At 54.0% G+C, this 24,728-nt stretch carries 19 protein-coding genes; 9 read left to right on the top strand and 10 right to left on the bottom strand.

Going from position 1 to position 24,728, the window contains the following annotated elements:
• Position 1: 1 nt before the first annotated feature.
• From J7I43_RS21445 to J7I43_RS21465, 5 genes are all read right to left on the bottom strand, one after another.
• Positions 2–1,402 carry a RagB/SusD family nutrient uptake outer membrane protein gene (locus J7I43_RS21445; protein WP_209147920.1) on the bottom strand — a complete coding sequence of 467 codons (1,401 nt, stop codon included), beginning with the start codon at positions 1,400–1,402 and terminating at the stop codon, positions 2–4.
• A 27-nt stretch (positions 1,403–1,429) separates the two neighbouring features.
• Positions 1,430–4,519 (bottom strand): SusC/RagA family TonB-linked outer membrane protein, encoded by a 3,090-nt coding sequence (locus J7I43_RS21450; RefSeq protein ID WP_209147921.1) that lies wholly within the window; start codon positions 4,517–4,519, stop codon positions 1,430–1,432.
• A gap of 260 nt (positions 4,520–4,779) precedes the next feature.
• Positions 4,780–7,668, bottom strand: a complete 2,889-nt coding sequence (locus J7I43_RS24960; RefSeq protein WP_209147922.1) for a triple tyrosine motif-containing protein — start codon at positions 7,666–7,668, stop codon at positions 4,780–4,782.
• An 81-nt stretch (positions 7,669–7,749) separates the two neighbouring features.
• Positions 7,750–9,336 carry a Na+/H+ antiporter gene (locus tag J7I43_RS21460; protein WP_209147923.1) on the bottom strand — a complete coding sequence of 529 codons (1,587 nt, stop codon included), beginning with the start codon at positions 9,334–9,336 and terminating at the stop codon, positions 7,750–7,752.
• A gap of 15 nt (positions 9,337–9,351) precedes the next feature.
• The gene (locus tag J7I43_RS21465; RefSeq protein WP_209147924.1) at positions 9,352–9,912 is read right to left on the bottom strand and encodes a flavin reductase family protein; all 561 of its coding nucleotides are present in this window, start codon (positions 9,910–9,912) and stop codon (positions 9,352–9,354) included.
• Positions 9,913–10,080: 168 nt separating this feature from the next.
• Here J7I43_RS21465 and J7I43_RS21470 point away from each other — a divergent pair, with 168 nt between their 5' ends.
• From J7I43_RS21470 to J7I43_RS21480, 3 genes are read left to right on the top strand one after another with little or no spacing between them, the layout of a single operon-like run.
• Positions 10,081–11,133: a sensor histidine kinase gene (locus tag J7I43_RS21470; protein WP_209147925.1), complete on the top strand. Its 1,053-nt coding sequence runs from the start codon at positions 10,081–10,083 to the stop codon at positions 11,131–11,133.
• A complete protein-coding gene (locus J7I43_RS21475) occupies positions 11,130–12,176 on the top strand; it encodes a sensor histidine kinase (RefSeq protein ID WP_209147926.1) in 1,047 nt (348 codons plus the stop codon). Before J7I43_RS21470 ends, J7I43_RS21475 begins: the two co-directional genes overlap by 4 nt.
• 11 nt (positions 12,177–12,187) lie before the next feature.
• A complete protein-coding gene (locus J7I43_RS21480; protein WP_209147927.1) occupies positions 12,188–12,970 on the top strand; it encodes a LytR/AlgR family response regulator transcription factor in 783 nt (260 codons plus the stop codon).
• A gap of 8 nt (positions 12,971–12,978) precedes the next feature.
• Here the strand turns inward: J7I43_RS21480 and J7I43_RS21485 are convergent, their stop codons facing one another.
• Both J7I43_RS21485 and J7I43_RS21490 read right to left on the bottom strand, forming a co-directional pair.
• On the bottom strand, positions 12,979–14,361 hold the full coding sequence (locus J7I43_RS21485; protein WP_209147928.1) for a chloride channel protein: 1,383 nt from the start codon (positions 14,359–14,361) through the stop codon (positions 12,979–12,981).
• A gap of 56 nt (positions 14,362–14,417) precedes the next feature.
• Positions 14,418–15,530 (bottom strand): hypothetical protein, encoded by a 1,113-nt coding sequence (locus J7I43_RS21490; RefSeq protein WP_209147929.1) that lies wholly within the window; start codon positions 15,528–15,530, stop codon positions 14,418–14,420.
• Between the two features lie 183 nt (positions 15,531–15,713).
• On the opposite strand from J7I43_RS21490, the gene J7I43_RS21495 reads away from it, so the two are divergent.
• A complete protein-coding gene (locus J7I43_RS21495) occupies positions 15,714–16,424 on the top strand; it encodes a DUF4198 domain-containing protein (protein ID WP_209147930.1) in 711 nt (236 codons plus the stop codon).
• 83 nt (positions 16,425–16,507) lie between these two features.
• On the opposite strand, the gene J7I43_RS21500 is transcribed toward J7I43_RS21495, so the two are convergent.
• On the bottom strand, positions 16,508–17,638 hold the full coding sequence (locus J7I43_RS21500) for a glycoside hydrolase family 88/105 protein (RefSeq protein ID WP_209147931.1): 1,131 nt from the start codon (positions 17,636–17,638) through the stop codon (positions 16,508–16,510).
• Between the two features lie 600 nt (positions 17,639–18,238).
• Between J7I43_RS21500 and J7I43_RS21505 the strand changes: the two genes are divergently transcribed.
• Complete coding sequence (locus J7I43_RS21505) at positions 18,239–19,603, top strand: SGNH/GDSL hydrolase family protein (protein WP_209147932.1); 1,365 nt, start codon at positions 18,239–18,241, stop codon at positions 19,601–19,603.
• Between the two features lie 149 nt (positions 19,604–19,752).
• On the top strand, positions 19,753–20,208 hold the full coding sequence (locus J7I43_RS21510; protein WP_209147933.1) for a hypothetical protein: 456 nt from the start codon (positions 19,753–19,755) through the stop codon (positions 20,206–20,208).
• On the opposite strand, the gene J7I43_RS21515 is transcribed toward J7I43_RS21510, so the two are convergent.
• Together J7I43_RS21515 and J7I43_RS21520 are read right to left on the bottom strand one after the other, a co-directional pair.
• Positions 20,209–20,658 carry a VOC family protein gene (locus tag J7I43_RS21515; RefSeq protein WP_209147934.1) on the bottom strand — a complete coding sequence of 150 codons (450 nt, stop codon included), beginning with the start codon at positions 20,656–20,658 and terminating at the stop codon, positions 20,209–20,211.
• A gap of 54 nt (positions 20,659–20,712) precedes the next feature.
• Positions 20,713–21,081, bottom strand: coding sequence for a hypothetical protein (locus J7I43_RS21520; RefSeq protein WP_209147935.1), 369 nt, complete (start codon positions 21,079–21,081; stop codon positions 20,713–20,715).
• 100 nt (positions 21,082–21,181) lie between these two features.
• On the opposite strand from J7I43_RS21520, the gene J7I43_RS21525 reads away from it, so the two are divergent.
• From J7I43_RS21525 to zwf, 3 genes are read left to right on the top strand one after another with little or no spacing between them, the layout of a single operon-like run.
• Positions 21,182–21,739: an NADPH-dependent FMN reductase gene (locus J7I43_RS21525; protein ID WP_209147936.1), complete on the top strand. Its 558-nt coding sequence runs from the start codon at positions 21,182–21,184 to the stop codon at positions 21,737–21,739.
• Between the two features lie 44 nt (positions 21,740–21,783).
• Positions 21,784–23,199 carry an NADP-dependent phosphogluconate dehydrogenase gene (gndA, locus tag J7I43_RS21530; RefSeq protein WP_209147937.1) on the top strand — a complete coding sequence of 472 codons (1,416 nt, stop codon included), beginning with the start codon at positions 21,784–21,786 and terminating at the stop codon, positions 23,197–23,199.
• A gap of 17 nt (positions 23,200–23,216) precedes the next feature.
• Entirely contained in the window at positions 23,217–24,725 is a 1,509-nt protein-coding gene (gene zwf / locus J7I43_RS21535) for a glucose-6-phosphate dehydrogenase (protein WP_209147938.1), read from the top strand.
• Positions 24,726–24,728 lie beyond the last annotated feature (3 nt).

Below are 24,728 nucleotides of genomic sequence, written 5' to 3' on the forward strand. Positions count from 1 at the left end.
ATCACTGAGGATACCCCGTATTCTGGGGCTTCAGATTCTGATTCAGGTCTATCTCAAATTGAGGTACAGGGAACAAGACGTGGAAATCTTTTATGTTAACCGTTCCTTTTGCAGACAAAGTGGTCACCAGCGTGCCGGTTCTCACCAGGTCGAACCAGCGCTGCCCTTCAAACGCAAGCTCGAAGCGGCGTTCCTGCCAGATGGCCTTGCGCAGCTGGTCTTGCGAAAGACCGCTCAGCGCGGGAAGATTGGCGCGGCCGCGGATACTGTTCACCGCCAGGTAAGCCGGGTTGCCGTCTGTGGGCGCATTCACTTCGTTGTACGCTTCCGCGAAAATGAGCACTACTTCGGCATAACGCATCAACGGCCAGTTGTTGTCTGACTGGTTCTCCGTTTTTGCGTCCGCATCGATCCATTTGTTGCAATAATATTTGTTGTCGGTGCCTTTGGAAAACCATACGGTTTTGCGGAGGTCCGCATCGTCGAAGGCATCGTACAGCTCTTGCGTGGGCTGGAAAGAACCGAAACCGCGGCCGCCCACGGAGTTGTTTTCCTGCGCGAAGAACGCGATCAGGTTGCCGCCCTGGCCGCCGGGGCCGCTCACGAACTGCACGTCGAAAATGTTCTCTTTGCCGAACTCGTTTTTGATGTCGAAAATGTCCGTAAGATTGGTCCAGAGACCGTAACCAGCGCCGGGGGCCATTACTTCGGCGGCTTTGTCCGCAGCCAGCTGGTATTGTTTGGTGGTGAGGTAAACGCTGGCCAGGAAAGCCTTTGCGGCGCCTTTGGTAGCCCTGCCCTGGTCTGCGCCGGTGTAGGAAGGAGGCAATACCGCTTCGGCGTCTTTCAGATCGGCGACGATCTGCGCGTAGATCCCCGTTGCGGGAGAACGTTTGGGATAGGTGAGTTTGTCCAGGGAAGCCAGCGCAGTGTTCACCAGCGGCAGGTCGCCGAAAAGGCGCACGAGATGATAATAATAAAATGCGCGGAGGAACTTCCCTTCAGCCACCAGCCTGTCTCTCAACGCAGCGTCCATATCGATGTCGGGCACTTTGTCTATCACGAAGTTCGCATAGGAAATGCCCTGGTAAAACGTCGTCCAGGTTTCGCGGAGAATGCCGTTCTGCGGTGTATGCACGTAGTTGTCCAGCTGCACGCGGTCGTTGTTGTTGGGCAGCGGGAACATGTTGTCTGTCGTGATCTCGCCGAGGATGGCGAAGTTGCGCGTTACGAAACCGTTGTTGCGCAGCGGCGCGTAAGCCGCGGTTACGGCTGCGATGGCGTCGCTTCTTGTCTGGTAAAAATTTTCAGGGGAAATAAAAGCCTGCGGGCTTTCTTCCAGTTTGCCGCAGGAAGTGATGCCGATCGCCGCTAGTCCGAGTATATAGAAGATTCGTTTCATTGTTTCTTTTTTAAAGGATTCATTCAATTATAAACTGATATTAAGGCCCACCAGGAAAATTTTGGTAGCGGGATAGCTGCCGTAATCGGTGCCCTGGCTCAGGTTGTCCTGCCCGAAGCGGCTTACTTCAGGGTCGAAGCCGGAGTAGTCGGTGAAAGTGAGCAGGTTCTGGGCGCTTACATACAGTTTCGCGTTCTGGATGCCGGCGCGTTTCAGCCAGCTGGCGGGGAAATTGTAAGCCAGCTGTATGTTGCGCAGGCGGATGTAGGAACCGTCTTCTACCTGGCGGCTGGTAACCTGGTAAGGCTGGCCGTTCGCACTGGCGCGGGGAATGTTCTGGCTGGGGTGCGTGAGCGTCCAGCGGTCGAGCACGGCGGTGCTTTGATTGCTTACGCCGGTCATGGATTCCTGTTCGAAGCGGTTCAGGTTGAAGATGCTGTTGCCTTGCACGCCCTGGAAAAATACGGCCATGTCGAATCCTTTGTAGGAGAAGTTGTTGGTGAAACCGAAAGTATAATCAGGCTGCGCATGACCAAGGATCACGCGGTCGGCGGGCGTAATGGCGCCGTCGCCGGTCTGGTCCACATACCTGCGCTCGCCCACTTTGGCGTTTTTCTGCGCGCTTTTCGCGATCTCTTCGGTGCTTTGGAAAATGCCGTCGGTAACAAGACCGAAGAACACGCCGATGGGCTGGCCCACGCGGAGAATGCCGGAGTTGCCGAGCTGCAGGTGACCGCTGGCCTGGCCCGAAGGCACGTCGCCGGTCACTGCGCCGAGGTCGAGTATTTCGTTGCGGTTGTAGGCAACGTTGAAGTTGGTGGTCCACTGGAACTCGCCGTCGACGTTCACCGTGTTGAGGGAAAACTCCAGCCCTTCGTTCATCACCTTGCCGATGTTCTGCAACGACGTGGAATAACCGGAAGTGATCGGCAGCGCTACGTTGTAGAGCAGGTCTTTGGTCTTTTTCTTATACCAGTCCGCCGTTACCTGGATGCGGTTGTTGAACAGGCCGAGGTCTACGCCGAAATCCAGCTGCGCGGTGGTTTCCCATTTCAGTTTCGGGTTGCCGATGCGGTTTGGCGCATAACCAACGGACAAAACGTTGCCGAAGCTGTAGCTCTGCGTGCCGAGCGCGCCGAGAGACTGGTACTGGCCGATCTCCTGGTTGCCGGTGAGGCCGTAGCTGGCGCGTACTTTCAGGTCGCTGATGTTTTTAACGGAACGGAGGAAATTTTCGTTGGACAAACGCCAGGCCACGGAACCGCTCGGGAAAAACGCGCTTTTGTTGCCGGCGCCGAAGCGGGACGATCCGTCGATACGGCCGGTGAGGGTGAGCAAGTATTTTTCACGGAGGTCGTAATTGATCCTCCCGATGTAGGAACGCAAGGTCCAGTCGGTTTTGTTGGAAGCGCCGGTGTTGGTCTGCTGCGCGGTACCGAGATTGTTGTATGCGAGAATGTCGTTCGCGAAATTCTGCGCGTTGGCGCGCACGTCTTCAAAATTAGCGGCCTGGTAAGTGTAACCCGCCAGCACGTTCAGTTTGTGGATACTGTTGATCGTGGTGCGGTAGTTGAGCGTGTTTTCGTTCAGCCATTCGCCGTACTGTGAGGAGTAAATGGAAGCCCTGCCGTTGGCGGCAAGACCGGCGTACACCGTTCTGGGGATATAAAAATTGTTTTTGTTATAGTTGAGGTTGGCGCCGAAAAGCGTTTTGAAATACAACCCTTCCATGATCTTGTATTCGCCGGAAACGTTGCCGAGCATGCGGGTGAGGGTGGTATTGTCTTTTGTTTCCATGGCCATGGAAACCGGGTTGCTGATAATGATGCCGCCGGGGCGGTTGTTCAGCGTATAGGAGCCGTCTGCCGCGTAAATGGGCACGGTGGGGGAGAAGTTCAATGCGCCGTAAACCACGCCTGCGCCGCCTCCGCCGTCGCCGTCGGTATTCACGGAGCGGGCTTTGCTGCGGGTAACGGTGAAGCTGCTGCTGAGTTTCAACCTGCTGCTCACTTCCTGGTCGAGGTTCATGCGTACGGAACCGCGGCCGTAGCCGGAATTGATGATCACGCCTTCCTGCCCGAAATAGTTGCCGGAGATGGCGTACTGGGTTTTTTCGGAACCGCCGGAGAACGTAAGCTGGTAATTCTGCATGGGCGCGTCGCGGAAAATGGCGTCCTGCCAGTCGGTGCCTTTGCCCAGGGCCGAGATCTGCGCGTCGGTGAAGGCGGGCGCTTTGGGAATGTATCCCGGAACGTTCTGGTTGTCCCGGTTCACGGTAGCGATGCCTTCGTTGACGAGGGTGGCCAGCTGGGTAGCGTCGAGCATGTCGATCTTTTTACGCACCCTTTGAACGCCGTAATAACTTTCGAACTGTATGTTGTTGCGGCCTGCGCGGCCTCTTTTCGTGGTAATAATGATAACGCCGTTGGCGCCGCGTGAACCGTAGATGGCGGTGGCAGACGCATCTTTGAGGATTTCCATGCTTTCAATGTCGTTCGGGTTGATGGCGGGCCCTGCTTCGTTGTAAAGCGGATAGCCGTCTACCACGTACAGCGGTTCGTTGCCGCCCTGGATGGAGTTGCCGCCGCGGATGCGGATGCTCACCCCGCCGCCGGGCGCATTGCTGCTCTGGCTTACCTTTACGCCGGCTGCGCGGCCTGCGAGCGCCTGGGAAAGCGAAGCGACCGGCGTGGCCTTGATCTCTCCGGAGGACACGGACGAAATGGAACCGGTAATATCGCTTTTACGAACGGAACCATAACCCACCACCACTACCTGGTCGAGCGAACGCTCCGAAACACCGAGCGTTACGTCTACGGCGCTTCTTCCTTCCACCGCCACTTCGCGGGTAGTAAAACCGATAAAGGAAAAAATAAGGGTGGCGCTGCCGCTCCCCGCGTTAATAGTGTATTTTCCACCCTCTTGCGTGGTGGTGCCGGTATTGGCGCCTTTCACCCGGATCACCACCCCGGGCAGGGCCTCTCCTTTTTCATCTTTGACGGTACCTGAAACGGGAAAACTCTGGGCATAAGCATGCCGCGGGACCAAATGGGCTGCTAATAGGAGAAATGCAATCATCAACAGCCTGACCCGCTGCTTTGTAATGTTTTTACTCATGGATTTAGTGTTAGCTTTTTTAGCGTTTGAAATTTTTCGTGGACCAATTTTCTGATTGATAGTCTGTGGAATTGTAATGAATAGACGAGGCAGGTTACTGTGGCTTTAACCGGCGGAATAAAAATAGGGGCTGGTTTTGGCAAACGTTTGCATTCGCCCCTCTACACGAACCCTACAAACAGAAAATAATTGGGGCGCTGCGGATCTAAGGCACTACAATGCCCCTACAACAGCAGGTTAACTAATTGTAAATGAATTGATTAGTTGTTTATGGCCTGTTTGCCGAGTTGGGTCAGGAAGTCTGTCAGGTTGGTGTCTGGCGACAGCTGGAGTTTCTTGCGGAGGCGGTAACGGGCAATCTCCACCGCCTTTAAAGTGATGTTCAGCAGCTGCGCGATCTCCTTCGATGAGAGGTTCATCCGGAGGTAAGCGCATAATTTCAGGTCGTTAGGCGTAAGGTCGGGGTATGCCTGTTTGAGGTGATCAAAGAAATCGAAATTGACGTTGTTGAAATGAATGGCGAACTGGTCCCAGTCTTCGTTGCTTTTTTCCACCTCGCGGATCAGCTTCAGCAAATTCCGGAAAGCGGGGGTGCTTTCGCCCTCGGTGTCTTTTTTGATCAGCGAGGAAATGATCTCCCGGATCTTGGTGAGCACTTCGCCCCGCTGTACCAGGTTGATGGTCATGGTGAGCAGCTCCCGGTCCTTAAAACCGATGTCTGTCTCCAGTTTTTCATTCCTGAGCTTGATAATTTCCTTCTCGTTCCTGTCCAGCTCCAGCTGATGCAGGTAATTCAGGTGCGTCTGTTCTTTCCGGTGTTTCTGCCGCTGCCACCGCATGGCGAGCCACACCAGTGCGCCCAGCAGGCAAACATACAGGCCGTAGGTCCAGTAACTGTTGTACCAGGCGCGCATCACCGCGAACCGGTACTGCACCGCGGGCGATTCGTTACCCAGGTTGTTGCGGGCCTTTACGGCAAAGGTGTATTCGCCCGGGGGCAGGTTGGTATAATCTTTTTCGCTTTTTGCGCTCCAGCCGCTCCATGCCCGGTCGAAACCTTCCAGCTGGTAGCTGAACTCGATGTTGCGCTGCTGGTCGAACCGGGTGGAGGAATATTCGAAATGGAGAGAATTGAGGCTGCTGCTGAGCCGGAGATGATCGTCATTCGCCGCATAACCGCCAAACAGCACGCTGTCTTCCTCCGTAGCCTTCACCTGGCCCAGGTACACTTCGGGCGGGTTATGCTGCTGACCGTATTTTTTATAGTTCACATGAATGATCCCCTTGTTGCCGGCGATAAAAATATTTTCGCCGTTCCACGAATAAATGGATTCGTACCCGCCCAGCGCCATGCCGTTCAGCTCGGGGAAATACACGATGCCGTGGTTTTTCCCTTCGGAAGGTTTGTGAAAGTCCACCACGCCCACTTTTTTGTTGGTGATGAACCAGATGTTGCCCTCGCGGTCTTCGTGGAGGTACTGTATGCTCAGGTTTTTAAATATGGGCGACAAGGTTTTCGATGGTTCGAAGCGGTTCGAAGCGGGATTAAATTCGAAGACGCCGGCCTGCGTGGTGGCCACCATCCTGTTTTTGACGCGGTAGATATAATTGCCGTTGTTGGAAGGAAGGCCGTCTTTTTCCGTGAACAGCCGGCTGCCGGTAATGCGGGTATAATCCGCCGAAACGCCGATGCGGTAAATGCCGCGGTTTGGATGCGCCGCCCATACGAGGCCGGGGGTATTGTCCAGCGCCAGGAAACGCAGCGATTCGTTGATGCCGTCCAGCTGGCCAAGATCGGCGATGGCGCCGCCTTCCGCTTTGAAATGCCGCAGCCCGGTGTACGTGCCCACGAGAATATGCGCCGCCGGGAATACCTGCGTGGTGGGCCTGAACAGCCAGGAGCCAGCGCCGCCGTAAAGCCGCACGGCCGCATTGCCGTTCACCACCAGGCAGCCGTCCTCATGCCCGATCAGCAGGCGGTCGTTCACTTCCTCCAGGTTCCACACCTGCCCGGATGTGTTGCTTACTTCGGTGAACGAGCTGCGGGAATGACTGAGGTCCTGCTCCGAGAGGTCCACCGGTGATACATACAAACCGTTGGAGGTGCCCACGTATAATTTATTATCGAAGATGCGCGTGGCATAACCCGTTACCTGTTTGGTTTTGTCCGGGTAAATATATTTGATCGGGCTGTTGATCGCCAGTTGGTCGATGCCATCGTCCAGCCCCGCCCAGAGATTTTTATTGCGGTCCAGCAGCAGGCTGCGCACGTTGTTTTTCTGCAGCCCTTCGCGGTAGGAATAATTCTGCACCAGTTTCCCGTTTTTATCGACGATAAAAATGCCCGCGGAATTGGTGCCCAGTGCGTACCAGTTTTCGTTCACTTTGGCGGAACAATAGAGGCGGTCTTTGGTGAGAATATTGTCGATACCGGTTTGTTTGGGTATCAGGGTGTTTCCGTAGAGGAGGAAAAGCCCCTTTTTGAGCGTGGTCACCAGCAGGGTGTCTTTATTATATTCCATCATGCCGGTAACGGAAGTTTCCGCGAAAACGGGATGTTCGCAGGCGGGTTTCCAGGCGCCGTTATCGTATACTACCAGTCCTTTTCCATGTTCCTGCGCGTACAGGAGGTTGCCGCCGCGGCCCATGTAGGCCCATTTTTTTTCGGGCAGATAGGTTTTGATGGCGCCGTCTTTATATTGGAAGATCTTGTTTTTGGATTGAAAAAATACCTCGTCGTTGTACAGCGCGATGTTCCAGATGTCGGAGAAATTTTTGTCCGCCGCGGCCAGCAGTTGCGTGAGGGAATGATATTGCAGCCTGCCCTGGCCGTCTGCCGCGAAATACCCCATCTGGTCCTGCCCGCCGATATAAATTTTCCCAGCCGCGCCCACTTTCACGGAGCGTACGATGGATTGCTGCGGCAGGAGGTAACGCCGCCAGAATTTGCCGTCGAACGTGAGCAGGCCTTCGCTGTTGCCGAAGTACAACAATCCTTTGTTATCCTGGTCTATGGCGGAGTTCTGAACGCCGGCCCCGTATTCGTAGCTATGGTAATTGGTGATCTGCGGCAAAGCGGTTTGCCCCTGCCCCTGCGTGCAAAAATATTGGAGAAGTAATGAAACAATGATGGTGGCTGTCTTCTTCACGTTGGATCAAATTTAATAACCCCCACATCAATTTCCAGCAATTATTTTTGCCGCAAATGCGCGTACAATATACGCTTATCGCTATTCTTCCTCGTATTTCATCCGCAGCTTTTCTTCTTCCAGGTCCAGCAGCGTGAGGTATTTGCGCACCATTTCTTCGTTTACGCCCTGCTGTTTGTTGATGAAATGCAATGAATCGCGCTGATGGGAAAGCAATTGTTTGTACACGTCCCGGTAATGCGCCTGGTCTTCGTCCGTATCGCCCGGTTCCAGCTGGTCGTTCTCGAAACGGTTCCGCAGGTTCTGCAAAGATTTGCTGGCGCCGAGCGCTTCCGCATGATGTTCGTCCAGGTAACGGATGCTGATGCCGGACAGTTGCAGGCGGAGGTCTTTTTCCTGTTCTTCCGGCGTTTTTTCATAATCGGGGTCTTCCATTTTCACCCACCTGATCAGCGGCGGCAATGTAAGGCCCTGCACCACGAGGGTGAGCAGTATCACGGTGAAGGTGATAAAAAGTATGAGGTTGCGCTGCGGGAAAGGCAGTCCGCTGCTTTTGAGCGTAAGGGGAATAGAAAGCGCCGCCGCAAGCGACACCACGCCGCGCATGCCCGCCCAGCCGAACAGCAGCGGGCCTTTCCAGCCGGGCCGGCTGTCTGCCGTGGTAATAAAACGGCTGATAAAAACCGTGAAAACCGAAGCGCCCATGGTGCTGAGCAGTCTTGCAAAAATCAGCACCACGGTGATCAGCACGCCGTACCAGATGGCGTTGCCAAGACTTACATCGCCAAGGCCGTTCACGATCACCGGCAGCTCGAGGCCGATAAGCATAAATACGATTCCGTTCAGCACAAACCCGATGGTGGACCATACATTGCTGCCCCTGACCCTGCTGGCGGTGCTGAGAATGAGATGACTGCGCGCCGAAAGGTACAGTCCGCCGCTCACCACGGCCAGCACGCCGGAGAAGTGGAACGATTCCGCCGCGATGTACATCACATAAGGCGCGGTGAAAGTGAGCACGATGTCCATATTCGGCGTGGTGGGCAGCCAACGGTGAATGGCGTAGTAGACCATGCCGATCGCGATGCCGGTGACAATGCCCATTACGATCACGATCATGAAACTGATGGCTGCGTCGTGGAATACGAACTTCCCGGTGTCTACCGCCGCCAGCGCAAAGCGGAACACGATCAGGCTCGCCGCGTCGTTCAGCAGGCTTTCGCCTTCCACGATGGCGGAAAGGCGTTTGGGCGCTTTTACGGATTTCAGTACGGAAGTGGCGGACACTGCGTCCGGCGGGCTTACAATGCCGCCGAGCAAAAAGCCCAGCGCCAGCGTAAAGCCGGGTATCAGCGAGTTAGACACGAGGGCTACCACGAACGAGGTGACGATCACGATCAGGAAAGCAAAACTGGAGATCACCCTCCGCCAGCGCCACAGGTCTTTCCACGAGGTGTACCACGCTGCCTCGTAAAGCAATGGCGGCAAAAAGATCACGAAGATCAGTTCAGGGTTGATATTCACCGCCGGTATGCCGGGAACGGCGCAAAGCGCCAGCCCGCCCAGCACCAGCACGATGGGGTAGGCTACTTTCAGTTTTTGCGCCAGCATTACCAGGAACAGGATGATAATGATAAGGGCGAGGTATTGCGAAAAATTCTCTAGCATATGTTTCGTACAGGCTTACAGGTTTTGCGGTTTGAATAACTCCGGGAAAGATAAGTGTTTGCCCGAAACCATAAAAATGCCTTCTCCCCGGTAATGCAGGGTTTTGGGGTATTTCGGGTAAGTGGCTGTTTGCGCGGCCGTTACCTCTAGGATAAAAAAATTGTATTTGTCCAGCATCCGGCGGTCTGCCACGCGGCATTCGATATTGGCGTAACATTCCTTTATCAGCGGGGCTTTCACGGTTTTAGCGGCTTCCGCGGTGAGCCCGAACTTTTTGAACTTGTCGGTTTTTGCGCCGGTGGTATTGCCGATTCCGATCACGGTTTCCACCATATCGGCGGTGGGAATGTTGATCACGCATTCGCCGCTTTGCCGGATCATTTCAAAACTGTGATTGGCCGCGGTGATCATGCAGCCGATAAGGGAGGGGGAAAACTCCATCACCGTATGCCAGCCCATGGTCATGATATTGTTCCTGCCTTTGTGAAAGGAGCTGACCAGCACGATGGGGCCGGGCTCGAGGTATTTGCGGATTTTCTCCACCGGCAGCATGGATTTTTTGTAGGTTCTTTTCATGTGCTTGCGGGTTTTTAAACGACGGGTTATCACGAAAATACGGCATTTCAAAAACCGGATGGCAAAATGCCCGTTTCCGGCCCGGATATGTTTCCAATTCATACGCCCTTTCCCTCAATTCATACACTCCGCCCATCGCAAACCCGCGGTTTTTAATACATTTATAGTATGCGCCTCAAGAGATACAGCCGGAAAGAACCGCTCGTGTTCGTCTGGGTCATGGCCCCTTACGTCGTGATCATGAACATGGTGATCTACGGCGCCTGCATCTGGCGCTCCCTGGCCGCTTTTGCCAGTACCTTCTTCAGCAGCGTCCTGTATTTCCTCGTCATTTACCTCGTGTTCGGCATGGTGGCCGTGCTGATCCGCACCCGCATCCCCGCCGGCAGCGACCTGTTCAGGCGTATTTCGGTAATGCTGCCCGTTTTTTATATCATGAACATCGGCAGCGTTGCCGGGCTGTTTGAACTTTCATCCCGCCTCTCTTTCGTGGTGTGCGACATCAAACCGCACATGTACTGGTGGGCCGTTCTTTTCGGCTGCATCCTCAGCACCGCCATCACTTTCATTAACGAAGGGATGGCTAACTGGGAACAATGGAAAGATTCGCTGGCGGAAACGGAAAAGCTCAGGAACGCCTACCAGCGCAGTAAATTGCTGGGACTGAAAGGACAGATCAACCCGCATTTCCTCTTCAATTGTTTCAACACGCTCTCCGGCCTCATCGGCGAAAACGAAGCCGAAGCCGAACGTTTCCTCGATGAAATGAGCCGCGTGCACCGTTACCTTCTCCGCAACGACGACGAACTGCTGGTGCCGCTGGCCGAAGAACTGAAGTTCGCCCGCTCTTACCTTCATCTCACCGAACAGCGCTTCGGCTCTGCCATCGCGGCTTCCGTTAATATCGACCCGGAGCTGCACGGCTGCGGCATACCGCCGCTCAGCATGCAGGTGATCCTGGAAAATATCATCTATACCAACGCCATCAGCAAAAAAAATCCGCTGATGATCCTCATAGAAGCCGTTTCGGCGCAGGAGATCGCGATCACGCACTCCGTGTTCGAAAAAACGGTGGTGCAGCATATGCAGGTGGAAGAAGGGCTGGATAACCTGCTGAACAAATACAAGCTGCTCAACGCGCCGCCCGTAATGATCCGCGAAGACGGGGAGCACCGCACCATCGTTCTTCCATTGTTTGACGGAACAAATCTCCCCGCATGAAACTGCCAGTGGTAAATAAGATCCACCTGTGGAGCTTTATTCTCTCCATGCCGTTTATCAGCCTGGCGCTGAATTACGTCATGTATGGCAACAGGGTGTATACAGACTGGCGGATCTGGGCGGAATCCGTTCCGCTGATCTATCTCATCGGGTTGTTTTCCTGGTTCGGGCACGAACTGTATCACAATTTCACCGTGCGCACTTTCCCCGGCATCGACCAGACCAAACGGCGCGTGCTGATGAAATGCGCGGTGAACCTGCTGGTTATGACGCCTTCCGTGCTCCTGATCCTTTTCACCTATCATTATTTCCACATCCTTGGTTACAGCCTTAAGCCAGACGATCTTACCTACGGTTATCTCGTGGGCCTGGCCGTGAACATCGTGTTCGAAACGCTTTGGGAAGTAGTGTACATCATCGAAAAATACAAGGAAACGGCGCGCGAAATGGAACTGCTCGAAGAAATGCACCTGCAGCAGGAATTCGAGAACCTGAAAATGAAAGTGAACCCGCATTTCCTGTTCAATTGTTTTAATACGTTGTCGTCGCTTATTTCGGAAGATAAAGAGCAGGCCGAGACCTTTCTCGACGAACTGAGCAAAGTGTACCGTTACCTGCTGCGCAACAACGAAAATGGTATGAGCACGGTGGAAAAGGAGGTGAATTTTATCCAGAGTTATTACCAGTTGCTGAAAACCCGCCATGGCGAAGGGTTTAGCATGGACGTGCAGATCGATCCCGTGTACATGCAGTACGAGCTGCCCGCGCTGAGCCTGCAGCTGCTGGTGGAAAACGCGGTGAAACATAACGTGGTGAGCCGGCAGAAACCGATCGCGGTAAGCATCGTTTCCACCGGCAGCGCTTACCTGGAAATACAGAACAACCTGGCGAAAAAGAAGCAGGCCGCGGAATCCACCGGCATCGGCCTGCAAAATATACGTGATAAATACAGGCTGTTGCGGCGGCACGACATGGAAGTGCGCGAAGAAGAAGGCCGGTTCGTGGTAAAACTGCCCCTGATCGCCGGCCACAGCGGATCTTAAAAGTTTTGAGTATGAATATTTTTATCGTGGAAGACGAAGAGCTGGCAGTGAAAAAACTGCAGAAAACATTGCTGGCGGTAGATGCCTCCTGTAAAGTGGTAGGCACGGCGGACAGTATCGCCGGCGCGGTGGAATGGCTGCAATCCAACCCGCAGCCGGACCTGATTTTGATGGACATAGAACTGGCAGACGGCCAGAGCTTCGAGATCTTCCAGCTCACGGACGTGAAAAGCCCGGTCGTGTTCACCACCAGCTACGACGAATATGCGTTGAAAGCCTTCAAGGTGAACAGTATCGATTACCTGCTGAAACCCGTGCAGAAAGACGAGCTGCAGGCCGCGCTGCACAAATACCGCGAGATCAGGAACCGGTACAGCACCAGTCCCGCTTTTGGCGATCACCGGAATGTAGACAGCCTGCTGAAGGAATTGCAGGACAAACTGCAGCCGCCCGCCTACCGGAAACGTTTTCTGGTGAAACACGGGCGCAAGCTGATCTCGGTGGAAGTGGGCGATATCGCGTATTATTTCTGCGACGGCCGTCTCAACTTCTTCAAAACCTTCGACAACCAGAAATACGTGATCGACTATACGATGGATGAGCTGGATGCTATGCTCGACCCCGAGCAGTTCTTCCGCATCAGCCGGTCTTTTTTCGTGTCTATCCGCAGCATCGACAAGATCGACGATTATTTCGGCAACCGCCTGATACTGGGACTCAAGCCCACGGAGAGCAAGGAAGCGCTCGTAAGCCGCGAGCGCGTTACGGAGTTCAAAAAGTGGATGGGGAAATGACCGGGCGATCAGAAGTGATCGTGGATGTTTTCGTCCGTCAGGATCTTTCTTTCCACCAACGACTTATGGTATACCGAATGTTTTTCGTATTTGCGGGTGATGAAATACGAAATGGCCGATACGATCATGAGCGGGATGAAAAGTTTATACCCGCCTGAAATTTCCGCCAGCAAAAAGATCGCCGTCAGCGGCGCATGCATCACGCCCGCCACCACTCCGGCCATCGCCGCGATGATGAAATTCGGCGTATTCAGCTGGTAAAAGCCCGAAAGATTGACGAGATAGGCGAACAGGAAACCGGTAAGGCCACCCGTGATCATAGACGGCGCAAAGATACCGCCGTTGCCGCCCGCGCTGATGGTGAGGCAGGAACAAATGACCTTGAACACCAGCATCAGCACCGTCATCAGGACAATAGCCCAAGCCTGCGCGCTGTAGCCCTGCAGGAAAGAATGCGCGGTAACGGAAGTATAACGGCCTTCGAGCAGGCTCGTGATCACGGAATATCCTTCGCCATACAGCCCCGGCAGCAGGAAAATCAACAGGCACAACGGGATGCCCGCCACCAGCCAGGTTTTCCAGTTCATGCGTTTTTTTTCGAAATACCCTTCTATAAAATCCACGGAACGCGTGATGTAAACGGAGATCATTCCGCAGCAGATGCCCAGCAGGATGTAAAAGGGAATGGCCTCGATGCTCCAGCTTTCGCTGGCGGTGAAAATAAATTTACCGGGATAAAGTACCTGCGATACTACGGTGGCCGTAGCGGTGGAGATCAGTAAAGGAATAAAGAAAGGAATGCTGAAATCGAGCAGGAAAATTTCCAGTACAAAAATGATCCCGGCGAAAGGGCTGTTGAATACCGCGGCCAGTCCGCTGGCGGTGCCGCAGGCCAGCAAAAGCACCGTGTCTTTGGGCGAAAGCCGCAGGTCGTGCCCGGTATTGGAGCCAATAGCCGCGCCCGTAGCCACGATGGGCGCTTCCAGCCCAACGCTGCCGCCAAACGCTACGGTGATGGCGCTGGTAATAATATGGCCGTAGGTGTGCCGCTTTTCGATGCGGCCTTTATTGGATACGATGTTGTGAATGATGAAACCCACGCCGCGGTTGAGCCGGTTGCGGAAAAAACGGGTGAGCAGCAGGAGGGAAAGACCGGTGCCGATCAGGGGCAGCACGGCGGAAAGCCAGTTGCTGCTCATGAAGTTGTTCATCGCTTCCACGCGATGTTCGAAAAATTGTACGGTCAGTTTCAGCAAAACCGCTGCCAGCGCCGCTACAACACCTACAACAAAACTGAGGATAATGAGAAAATTCCTGTGAGAGGTAAACCTGGTCCTGTAATTCCCGAATCTTATCAGCAACCTGTAGTACTTGTTTCCGGCTCCTTCCATGGGCCGAAAATAAGCAAAACGGAATAAATGGTGTTTTGCAGGACGTTGTTAAAAGATCACTGGTAAGTCCGGAACGTTATTTTTTCGACGATCACACCGAGTTTTTTAAGCGAAGCGTCGTTAGAGCTGAATTTCTTTTCGCCGGTGAATTTGTCGTACAGTTTGGGATCGCCGCTGTTTACCGCGCGGAACAGGATAACAACGCCTTTTTTGTCCATGGCGCCGCCTTCCCAGCTGTCTACCGTTCCGCCGTGGGTCCATTCAAAGCCGTTTACCCTGAAACCTCTGCCGTTCACTTTGTTTACTTTGTCGATCGGGTCGCCGGGTTTGATGCCGAAGGGAGAGCGCCATTTGCTTTCTTCTTTGCTGAAAGTGACGGCTTTGGTGGAATCTTTATAAAAGATCACTTCCATTTCGTTTTCCGTATCGGGGTACACCACCCAGGCTTTTCCCGCGTCGTTGCCTTCAAAGTCAACGGCATCGCGGAGCGCTACGTTTTCTTTGCCGTAAAATTCCAGCAGCTGGTCGGGCTTCATCATGGCGAACACGTTGCGGACGTCCCAGTTACGGGTATCCACGGGCATGCCGGCAGCGGTGTTGATGGTTTCTTTGGCGGGGCTGGCGGCAGAAGTGGAGCCTTCGGGCGTTACGCCGGTGGCGTTTGCGGGCGGCGCGCCCTGGAGCACGGCGCCTGCGGCCGCGGCCTGGTTCTGGTTATCGGGCGGGGCCACCATCACGGAAATTTGTTTCGGGATGGCACCGATGCGGTACAGCTCGGCCTTTTCTTCCACGAGGGCCTTGCTTTCGTCTTTGTTGTTATTGACAATATAGGTAGCCAGCGGGAATACGTTGCCGGAATTGACGTTCATCGCGCGGAGGTTGGCAATGAGTGTCTGGCGGTTGCAGTCGCTGTACTGGTATAAAAATTTGAGCGCGGCGTCGAGCGCGGCGGGGTCCTTTTTCAGGTCCTGCATGGTTTTGTCCACTTCCAGCCCGCCGGAGCCCGATCTGCTCATCTGTTCGGTCACGAATACCAGCGCGGGATCGTTGAGTTTCAGGAACTGGGCGGCCATTTTGGTGGAAATGTCCTCAACGGCTGATTCCGAAAGTTTCTGGGCGCTGGCGGCTACCGGCAGGAGCAAAACGAGCAAATAAAGGATCCGTTTCATGGAGGGCGAATTTATACGATGTACGGGTATAACGAACATCATTATCACTAAATTATGCAATATTCACAATTTGCCGCGCAAATAGCCTGCCAATGAATTTTTCCGCATTGCGTAAATATTATTACCGATCTGATTAGGCGGAGCCGGCCGCGGGGAATAATTTCGGCCCACAAAACTATTGTTATGCTTTACAGATCATTATGGATGATAACCTTTTTTACCCTGATATGCGCCCAGGTGTTCGCCCACGCTCTCTGGATCGAAACGAACCCGACCGGTAAAAAAGGCCAGCCGCAGGAAGTGCGCGTTTTCTGGGGAGAATTTGCCGATAAAGATATTTCCCCGCTGGACAAATGGTTCTCAGACACCAAATCATACACCCTCACCCTCATTACCCCCGACAAAAAGGAGATCCCGCTGACCTCCGCGCCGGGCAAAGACCATTACAAAGCGTTTTTTACCCCTGAAACCGAAGGCGTATACACCGTGGTGATGAAACATATCGTAAAAGACGTTTACCATGGCAGCCGCCTGGACTACCATTCCAGCGCAGCCGTGCTGGTGGGCAAAGGCGAAGCCACGCCCGCAACGAATAAAAACGACGTGAGCGTGTTCGTAGCGCCCAAAGCCCTGCATAAAGTGAACGAAGCCATCAGCCTTCGGGCCCTGATGGACCTGAAACCCGCCGCAGACCAGGAAGTGAAAGTATTTGCGCCCAATGGCTGGGGTAAAGAGCTGTGGACGGACAGCACCGGCAGCGTGAGCTTTACGCCCCTCTGGCCCGGAAGGTACATGGTGGAAGTAGCCGGCGACCAGGAAAAGAAAGGCGAGCACAACGGCACGGCTTTCGAAAAAGTGTGGAGATGCGCCACTTACTGCATTGAAGTAAAATAAGATCGCATATCATTTTAAATAAAAAGAAGGATGTACCAGGCGTACATCCTTCTTTTTTATGGAAGAAAGAAAATGAGCGGTTATTATTTCCGCAGCAGCGCGGTAGCGCACCAAAGCAGCGGCGCCTGGCCGTGCAGGTCGCCGGTGAGGCGCTTGCGGTCCAGGTAATACTGATGGTCGTTTTTCATATTGGTGCCTTCGCAAACGTCGCGGATGTCGGAATTTTCGTCCAGGTAAGTGATGAGCGTCAGCCAGGCTTTGCGTGCGGCGGGACCGTAAGTTTTGGCGTCGAGCCAGCCGTTTTTGACGCCGGTGATCATGGCGAAGGCGAACATGCCGGTGCAGGAAGTTTCTTTCCAGGAACGCGGATCGTCGATCAGCTGATGCCACATGCCGTCTTCCGCCTGGTATTTCAGCAAGGAGGCCATCATGGTCTGGTAAGCTTTCAGGATGCGCGGTCGGTTGGGATTGTCTTTCGGCACGGAACGCAGCAGCTCGCTCATTCCGGCGGCCATCCAGCCGTTGCCGCGGCCCCAGAAAAAGGGGGCGTCGGGGGCGTGGTAGAAAAGGCCGTTCGGTTTCTGGAGACTGTCCAGGTAAAGGATCATTTCATTGGCCGCTTTGTCGATATACGAGCGGTCGCCCGTGGCGCGGTAGGCCTGGCTTTGCACGGCGGTGATCATGAACATATCGTCTATCCAGAGACGGGTTTGCCAGGTATAACCTTTGCCGTAAAAAACGTGCGATTCGGGTTTCACGCGTTTGCCTTCCGGCGGCCCCCATTGTTTATCGGCGATTTGTTTGCCGAGGGTGAGGTAACGCACGTCTTTGGTCTGCAGGTAAAGTTCCAGCGGCACGGAGCCGAAAACGGCGTAATCCACGTGGTCCGGCACGGGTATCAGGGTGTCCCTGGCGCCGAAAAGCGGTTCGAAGCGCTGGATGAGCTGCTGTTTGAGCGCGTCGTTCTTCGTTTCTTTGGCAAAAGTGAGGGCGCCGTACCAGGTGCAGGTTTCAGGGTAAGTGATCACCTTCGGGGGCACGGGCCTGCCGAAATTGGTATGTGGCGTGGCCACGAAATGTTCGGCCACTTTTTTGCCGATCTCTTCGGGCGTGGCGCCTTTCGGGAAATTTTTCAGGTCGGACTGAGCCTGGGCGGCGGCGGAAAACATCACGAGGGATGCGGCCAGCCATGAGGTGAGGTGCTTTGTTTTCATAACGTGAATTGAACTGCCCTCAATTTATGCAAACGTTTGCATTTATACAAATTGCCTTGCGTAAAACTACGTGTTTTAAGAAATCAGCGGTTTCACTGATGTTTTTCACCCAAGCGGGTGCTAATTTTACTCCTGCTAGTCTGATTACTACTGTTTGTTTTTCCCCAACCCCTTTCAGAAGTACATCCTCCCCGGATGTACTTTTTTCTTTCTGCAGGCGGTCGATTTTATAAATTATGCCTATTTTGTCTTTATACTATAACTATTCCTATGAAAATAATCCTGCTCATTATCATCATTCCTATCGTTGCTATTATTTGTTTTTATATCGGCGCGATGTTACATTCTTTTTTGATTAAAGCATCCGGGAAAAACGAAGAAGAAATTTTTCCCTGGTTGAAGTACCGCATATTGTTTTATGTCTATTGTACCATACTTGGATTTTTGGCGCTTAAACTTATTTTCTTTTTTATAGGCAAATTTCCCCAGTCCGACTATTTAGAACCTTTCTGACAGATATGTGCTCATTAAGCCGGGTGGCAGTAATTAGCGCAGAATTAAATGTAATTTTTCTAAATTGTATGCTCAAATAATTACAGCATGCGAAGTGTCAAAAATTGGTTGCTGATCGTCTTCTGCCTCGTTGCCGGCTTTTCCGCTTCCGCCCAGGTTTTTAAAAAGGGCGACAGGGTTGCTTTCGTGGGCAACAGCATTACGCACAACGGCGATTTCTGGCACAATGTTTCCCTCTGGTACGCCACGCGTTACCCGCAACTGGGCGTTACGTTCTTCAACTGCGGCATTTCCGGGGACGTTACCAAAGGCATCCTGGACCGTATGGACGAAGACATTCTCGTGCATCAGCCCACCTGGGCCGTGATCATGATCGGCATGAACGACGTGAACCGCCCGCTGTACGACAAAAAACGCGTGAACGAGCCCGGCATCAAAGAACAGCAGCAACAGGCGCTGGCGACCTATAAAAAGAAACTGGACAGCATTATCCGCGTGTTCCAATCCAAAAACATCAAGGTGATCCTGCAGACGCCTTCCATTTACGACCAGACCTCGAAAATGGCGACCAATAATCTTTACGGCGTGAATGATGCGCTGAAGACCTGCGCGGGCTACGTCCGCGAGTTCGCCGCAAAATATAAAGTGCCCGTAGTCGATTACTGGACCTCGCTGAGCGCCTTCAACGCCGAAGTGCAGCGCACCGATTCCAACGCCACCGTGATCGGTAAAGACCGCGTGCATCCCGGCGCGGTAGGGCATTTGCTGATGGGGTGGGAGTTCCTCAAAACCTTCAAATCTTCGCCCATCGTGGCTACCGTCGTGGCAGACAGGGACGTGAAAAGCAGCCAGGCCAAATGCCAGCAGGCCAAAATCGCCGGTCTTGTGCGCGACGGCAATACCGTCACTTTCACCGCCACGGAACAGGCATTGCCTTTCCCGCTCCGCGACGAGCAGGCGTTTGCGTTGGAGCTGGCGCCGTTCACGGAAAATTTCAACCGCGAGCTGCTGCGTTTTAATTTCCTGAAACCCGGCAACTACGTGCTTTCAATAGACGATGTGGAGATCGGGCAATATTTTTCCGGGGAACTGGAAAGAGGCGTCAATCTCGCGCTGATCACGAAAACGCCGCAATACGAGCAGGCGAAAAAAGTGCAGGCCCTGCTGCAGAACAGCTGGAAGCTCGAAGCCCAGCTGCGGCAGATCCGCCGGGTGGAATACCGTTACATGAATACGCTGCCGGGCCGGGAAAACCTGGCGGTGGTGAAACATTATTACGATACCGCCATGGCGAAACGGCCCGATACGGATTATATGAAAAAAACGTTTGCCGAATACCTGGAACAGAAGCCGAAAGAAGCCGAAATACGCCGGCAGTGGGCGTCTTCGCTGGATTCCCTGCCTGTGTTGCTGAAGCCGGCGGCGCATAAGTATGTGCTGAAAAAAATATAACGATGGACTTTCATGCCGTTTTTGAAGTATTATCCGGTATCAACAACATTGCCTGGGAAATTTATTCCTTGTTTCTGCTGGTGTGTGCTTTCGCCGCGGTTGTTATGCTGGTGTTTTCTTTAATCAACAAAAACGCCCGGAGCAGGAAAATGGAATTCCTGTATATCAGTAACCGGGTCTTATTATCGGGTTATATAGCGTATGGGCTCATCTTTATTTTACATATAGGGTTCCTGATCGTTTATATCAGGAGCCTGCGCGCGGGGGAATTTGTAGGTGGGGAGTACAGCCTGAGCGGCGATTGGCGTCGGGTACTTCCATTACTGGTCTGCCTGCAATTGCCGTTTCTTTTTTTATGGCGAAGCCTGAGAACTAAAACCTGGCTAACCATTTTTGTGGCCGCCTCGGCATTGATAGCGCTGTATTATGAACGTATCGTGGTTTTCCTGACGGGTTTCCTCCGGGATTATGTGCCTTCCAGCTGGTCGTATTACCACGACCGGTCCAATACCTGGTGGTTTATATTGGCGGGGCTGCCTGCATATTTCGCCATCATCTATGTATTGGCGGGTGAACGGGCCCGGAAGCGCGGGGATACTTTCTGATTATTTTCTTGCATCGTTCACCTCGATCCAATACCCGTCAGGGTCTTGCAGATAGATCTGTTTCACCCCGTCTACGCGCAGCGTGATCTTCTCTTTTTCTCCCGCCCAGTTGATGAAGGTCATGCCCGCTTTTTTAAGCCGCACGATAAAATCTTCCACGGAATCCACGCTGAAACAGATATGCGAGTTGCGGTCGCCGGCATGCGGCCCTTTCGCGCCTTCGATGAGGTGCAGGTGGCTGAGCGGCCCAACGGAGAACCAGGTGTGTTTGCCGTCGTGGAAAGGCTCGGGGATCGTGTCCAGCCCGAGAAAGTCGCGGTAAAATTCGGTGGCTTTTTCGAGGTTCTGCACGTACAATGCCAGGTGGTTGAGGTACGGGCGCGCTTTCTGCTGCGCCGATGCGGCGGATACGGCTGTAATAAAAAGACAGAGGAACAGTAATTTTTTCATAACCCGTACAAGATACTCATTTCCTGTTTCGGGAGGTAAAAATAAGCGGAAAGGCTACCGGCGCTGGTATGCGGGGGCTTTCCGGGGCATGTCCAGCGGGAGGATCAGCAATACGGACATTACGGAAGAAAGCCCGATCAGCGAGCCGCCCCAGCCGAGCAGCATGGACGCGTTTCCGCCTTCGCGGCGCAGGTCGCCGGCTTCGTCTGCCAGGGCGAGCAGGAAATAAAAGCTGGCGGCGAGCATCAGTCCGCCCACGGTCATCCGCGCGGCGGGATGCCGGAAAAACAGGAGGCCGGAGAAAAGCAGCAGAAGGGTGAGGCCCAGGAAATTGATCATATCAGTATTCCATACCATACAAATGGAACAGATAATGAAGTAAGAACAGGGGAGGTAATGTTTGAGGATAACGCCTTTTTTCATGGGTTTGGGGATTAATACTGTAATTTATGCAGTTGTTTCAACTTTTCCTATCACATTTTTGTGCCTATTTTTGCGGGGTTGAAGGCTCAATCGACTAATTATGAGTACACCCGTTCATATTGCAGGCATTTCCGGCAGTCTTAGAAAAGGATCTTATAACACGGCGCTGCTGCACGCGGCGCTGGAAAACCTCCCTCCCGGCCTTACGGCCGAAGTCGCAAATTTCGATGATATTCCTATATACAACGCGGACCTGGATACGGGCGACCGCCCGCCGGCGGTACATCGTTTCCGCGAACAGCTGGCCGGGGCGAAGGCCATCCTGATCGTTTCCCCCGAGTACAACTATTCCATTCCCGGCGGTCTTAAAAACGCGATCGACTGGGCGAGCCGCGGGCCGGACGCGCCTTTGCTGCACAAGCCGGTGGCCCTGATGGGCGCTACCCCGGGCATGTGGGGCACGGTGAGGATGCAGCTGGCATTTAAACAGGTGTTCCAGTTCCTGGACATGAAACAGGTAGCCAAACCCGAAGTGCTGGTGGCCCAGGCCGCCACGAAATTCGACGGGCAGCTGCGCCTGACGGACGAAAAAACAAAAGAGCTGGTGTATCGCGCGCTGGAAGCCCTGCGCGACCTTACCCTGCAATTGCACAAATAAATGGCTAATTTCGCCGCTTATACTCTACACAGACAATAATCAATATGGCAAACAGCTTATACGAATTCGGAATGATCGGCCTGGGCGTAATGGGGCGTAACCTCCTGCTCAACATGGCGGATCATGGATTTGCCGTGATCGGCTTCGATAAGGACACTGAAAAGGCTAAAGCGCTGGAGTCGTCCGCCACCGCCGCTACCCGCGTAAAAGGGGTAGTGGCGCTGGAAGAAATGATCAGCCAGCTTCAGCGCCCCCGCAGGGTGATGATGCTGGTGCCCGCCGGTAAACCGGTAGACGATGTGTTGGAATCCCTTAAACCCTTGCTGGAACCGGGAGATATCGTGATAGACGGGGGCAACTCCCACTTTACGGACACGCTCCGCCGCGTGGAATATATGAAAGCCGCGGGTTTTCATTTCATGGGCGTAGGCGTTTCGGGCGGGGAACAGGGCGCCCGCACCGGCCCGAGCATTATGCCCGGCGGCGACCAGGAAGCCTATCCGCATGTGAAACCCATGCTGGAAGCCATTTCCGCCAAGGTAGACGGGGAGCCCTGCGTGGCTTACCTCGGCAAAGGCGCGGCAGGCCATTATGTGAAAATGGTGCATAACGGCATAGAATACGCCATCATGCAGCTCATCAGCGAAAGCTACCGCCTGCTGCAAAGCGCGGGGCTCAACAACGATCAGCTGCACGAAGTTTATAAAGAATGGAACGCCGGCGACATGCAGTCGTTCCTGCTCGAGATCACCGCGGATATTTTCCTGCAGGTGGACGACAAATCCGGCCAGCGCCTGATAGATGTTATCCTCGACAAAGCAGGTTCCAAAGGCACCGGTAAATGGACTTCCCAGGAAGCCATGGACCTGGCCGTGCCCGCCACGATCATCGACACAGCCGTGTCTATGCGTACCGTTTCGGCTTACAAAGACGAACGCGTGCAGGCGGCCAAAGTATACGCGGAACCGAAGATCCCCGTATCGGCAGATACCCGGCTTTTTATCTCCCAGGTGAAAGACGCGCTGCAGTTCGCCACCATCATGTGTTACGCACAGGGCATGGCCATGCTGCACACCGCTTCCGAAGCGCACGATATGCAGATTCCCCTGCCCGACGCCGTAAAAGTATGGCGCGGCGGCTGCATCATCCGCTCCGCGCTGCTGGGCACCTTCTATAAAGCGCTCAAAAACGCGCCGGAACTGCCCAACCTGCTGCTGAACAAAGCGGTGGCCGATATTGTAAAAGAAAAAGAACAAAACATGCGCGCCGTGATCGTTCAGGCCGCACAGGCCGGTCTGCCCGCGGCAGGCTTTATGGCGGCGCTTTCGTACTTCGACGCATACCGCAACGAAAAGCTCCCCACCAACCTGGTGCAGGCGCAACGCGATTATTTCGGGGCACATACATACCAGCGGATAGACATGCCGGGCAGTTTTCATACCACCTGGCTCCACCATTAATCAATTTTATTTTTTTTATGCAACATCATAAACGCCCGCCTGCTTCCATCCTCTTCATTTTCGGCGGCAGCGGCGACCTGAACTACCGGAAGCTCACACCCGCCCTCTACAATCTTTTCCTGGACGAGTGGATGCCCGACCGTTTCGCCATCGTAGGCATCGGCCGCACCGAATATTCTTCCGAAAAATACCGCGCGCACCTGCAGGAAGGCATCGAGAAGTTCTCCCGCCGCAAAGCGGATGAAAACGGCCACTACCAGGCCTTCTTCGAACATGTGAACTATCTCCAGCTGGACGCGGGCGACATCGCCTCCTACCAGCGCATCGCCGAATACGTGCAGCAGAAAGAAACCGAATGGGGCGTTCATCCCAACGTGATCTTTTACCTCGCCGTAGCGCCGCAACTGGTGCCGTCCATCGCGCAGGAACTGGGCACGCTCAACCTTTGCAAAGACAAACATGCCACGCGCATCGTGATCGAAAAACCTTTCGGGCACGACCTCGAAAGCGCGCATGAGCTGAACGCGCTGCTCACCGGCCTGTTCGCGGAAGAACAGATCTTCCGTATCGACCATTACCTCGGGAAAGAAACCGTGCAGAACATCCTGGCGCTGCGTTTCGCCAACGCCCTGTTCGAACCGGTGTGGAACCGCCATTATATCGATCATATCCAGATCACCGCCGCCGAAAGCGTTGGCCTGGAAGGGCGCGGCGGGTATTACGAACATTCCGGCGCGCTGAGGGACATGGTGCAGAACCACATCCTGCAATTGCTTTGCATGGTGGCCATGGAAGCGCCCGTATCCTTCGACGCCAACGAGATCCGCAATAAAAAAGTGGATGTGCTCAACGCCATCCGCCCCATCCGCCGCGAAGACGTGCACGAATACGCCGTGCGCGGCCAGTATGGTTCAGGCTGGATGAAAGGCAAACAGGTGACCGGCTACCGCGAAGAAAAAGGCGTGAGCACGCAATCCAATACCGATACATACGCGGCGGTGAAATTTTTTATCGACAACTGGCGCTGGCAGGGCGTGCCGTTTTACGTGCGCACCGGCAAACTGATGCACCAGAAAAGCACGCATGTAACCATCCAGTTCAAGGAAGCGCCTACTTACGCTTTCCCGTCTGAAGCCGCTGAATCCTGGCGCAGCAACCGCCTTACCATCAGCATTCAGCCGGAAATGGACATCCGCATCCGTTTCCAGGCGAAACGCCCGGGGCAAACGATGACGCTGGACCCGGTGAACATGACCTTTAATTACGAAGGTTCCGACGATCATACGCCCGAAGCATACGAAACCCTGCTGCTCGACGTGATGGAGGGAGACGCCACGCTGTTTATGCGCGCGGACCAGGTGGAATCCGCCTGGAAAGTGATCATGCCCATCCTCGAAACATGGGAAGCCCGCATCCCGCAAGACTTTCCGAACTACGTTCCGGATTCCTGGGGCCCCGAAGACGCCGATGCGCTCATCGCCCGCGACGGTCACAGCTGGATCAATCTTCCACCGGAAAAAAAATAGCGC

The organism is Chitinophaga chungangae, from assembly GCF_017742215.1.
Lineage (GTDB): Bacteria > Bacteroidota > Bacteroidia > Chitinophagales > Chitinophagaceae > Chitinophaga > Chitinophaga chungangae.

Coding starts and splice junctions, on each gene's coding strand:
- J7I43_RS21445 (WP_209147920.1), bottom strand. CDS start 1,402: ATGAAACGAATCTTCTATATACTCGGACTAGCGGCGATCGGCATCACT.
- J7I43_RS21450 (WP_209147921.1), bottom strand. CDS start 4,519: ATGAGTAAAAACATTACAAAGCAGCGGGTCAGGCTGTTGATGATTGCA.
- J7I43_RS21460 (WP_209147923.1), bottom strand. CDS start 9,336: ATGCTAGAGAATTTTTCGCAATACCTCGCCCTTATCATTATCATCCTG.
- J7I43_RS21465 (WP_209147924.1), bottom strand. CDS start 9,912: ATGAAAAGAACCTACAAAAAATCCATGCTGCCGGTGGAGAAAATCCGC.
- J7I43_RS21470 (WP_209147925.1), top strand. CDS start 10,081: ATGCGCCTCAAGAGATACAGCCGGAAAGAACCGCTCGTGTTCGTCTGG.
- J7I43_RS21475 (WP_209147926.1), top strand. CDS start 11,130: ATGAAACTGCCAGTGGTAAATAAGATCCACCTGTGGAGCTTTATTCTC.
- J7I43_RS21480 (WP_209147927.1), top strand. CDS start 12,188: ATGAATATTTTTATCGTGGAAGACGAAGAGCTGGCAGTGAAAAAACTG.
- J7I43_RS21485 (WP_209147928.1), bottom strand. CDS start 14,361: ATGGAAGGAGCCGGAAACAAGTACTACAGGTTGCTGATAAGATTCGGG.
- J7I43_RS21490 (WP_209147929.1), bottom strand. CDS start 15,530: ATGAAACGGATCCTTTATTTGCTCGTTTTGCTCCTGCCGGTAGCCGCC.
- J7I43_RS21495 (WP_209147930.1), top strand. CDS start 15,714: ATGCTTTACAGATCATTATGGATGATAACCTTTTTTACCCTGATATGC.
- J7I43_RS21500 (WP_209147931.1), bottom strand. CDS start 17,638: ATGAAAACAAAGCACCTCACCTCATGGCTGGCCGCATCCCTCGTGATG.
- J7I43_RS21505 (WP_209147932.1), top strand. CDS start 18,239: ATGCGAAGTGTCAAAAATTGGTTGCTGATCGTCTTCTGCCTCGTTGCC.
- J7I43_RS21510 (WP_209147933.1), top strand. CDS start 19,753: ATGGAATTCCTGTATATCAGTAACCGGGTCTTATTATCGGGTTATATA.
- J7I43_RS21515 (WP_209147934.1), bottom strand. CDS start 20,658: ATGAAAAAATTACTGTTCCTCTGTCTTTTTATTACAGCCGTATCCGCC.
- J7I43_RS21520 (WP_209147935.1), bottom strand. CDS start 21,081: ATGAAAAAAGGCGTTATCCTCAAACATTACCTCCCCTGTTCTTACTTC.
- J7I43_RS21525 (WP_209147936.1), top strand. CDS start 21,182: ATGAGTACACCCGTTCATATTGCAGGCATTTCCGGCAGTCTTAGAAAA.
- gndA (WP_209147937.1), top strand. CDS start 21,784: ATGGCAAACAGCTTATACGAATTCGGAATGATCGGCCTGGGCGTAATG.
- zwf (WP_209147938.1), top strand. CDS start 23,217: ATGCAACATCATAAACGCCCGCCTGCTTCCATCCTCTTCATTTTCGGC.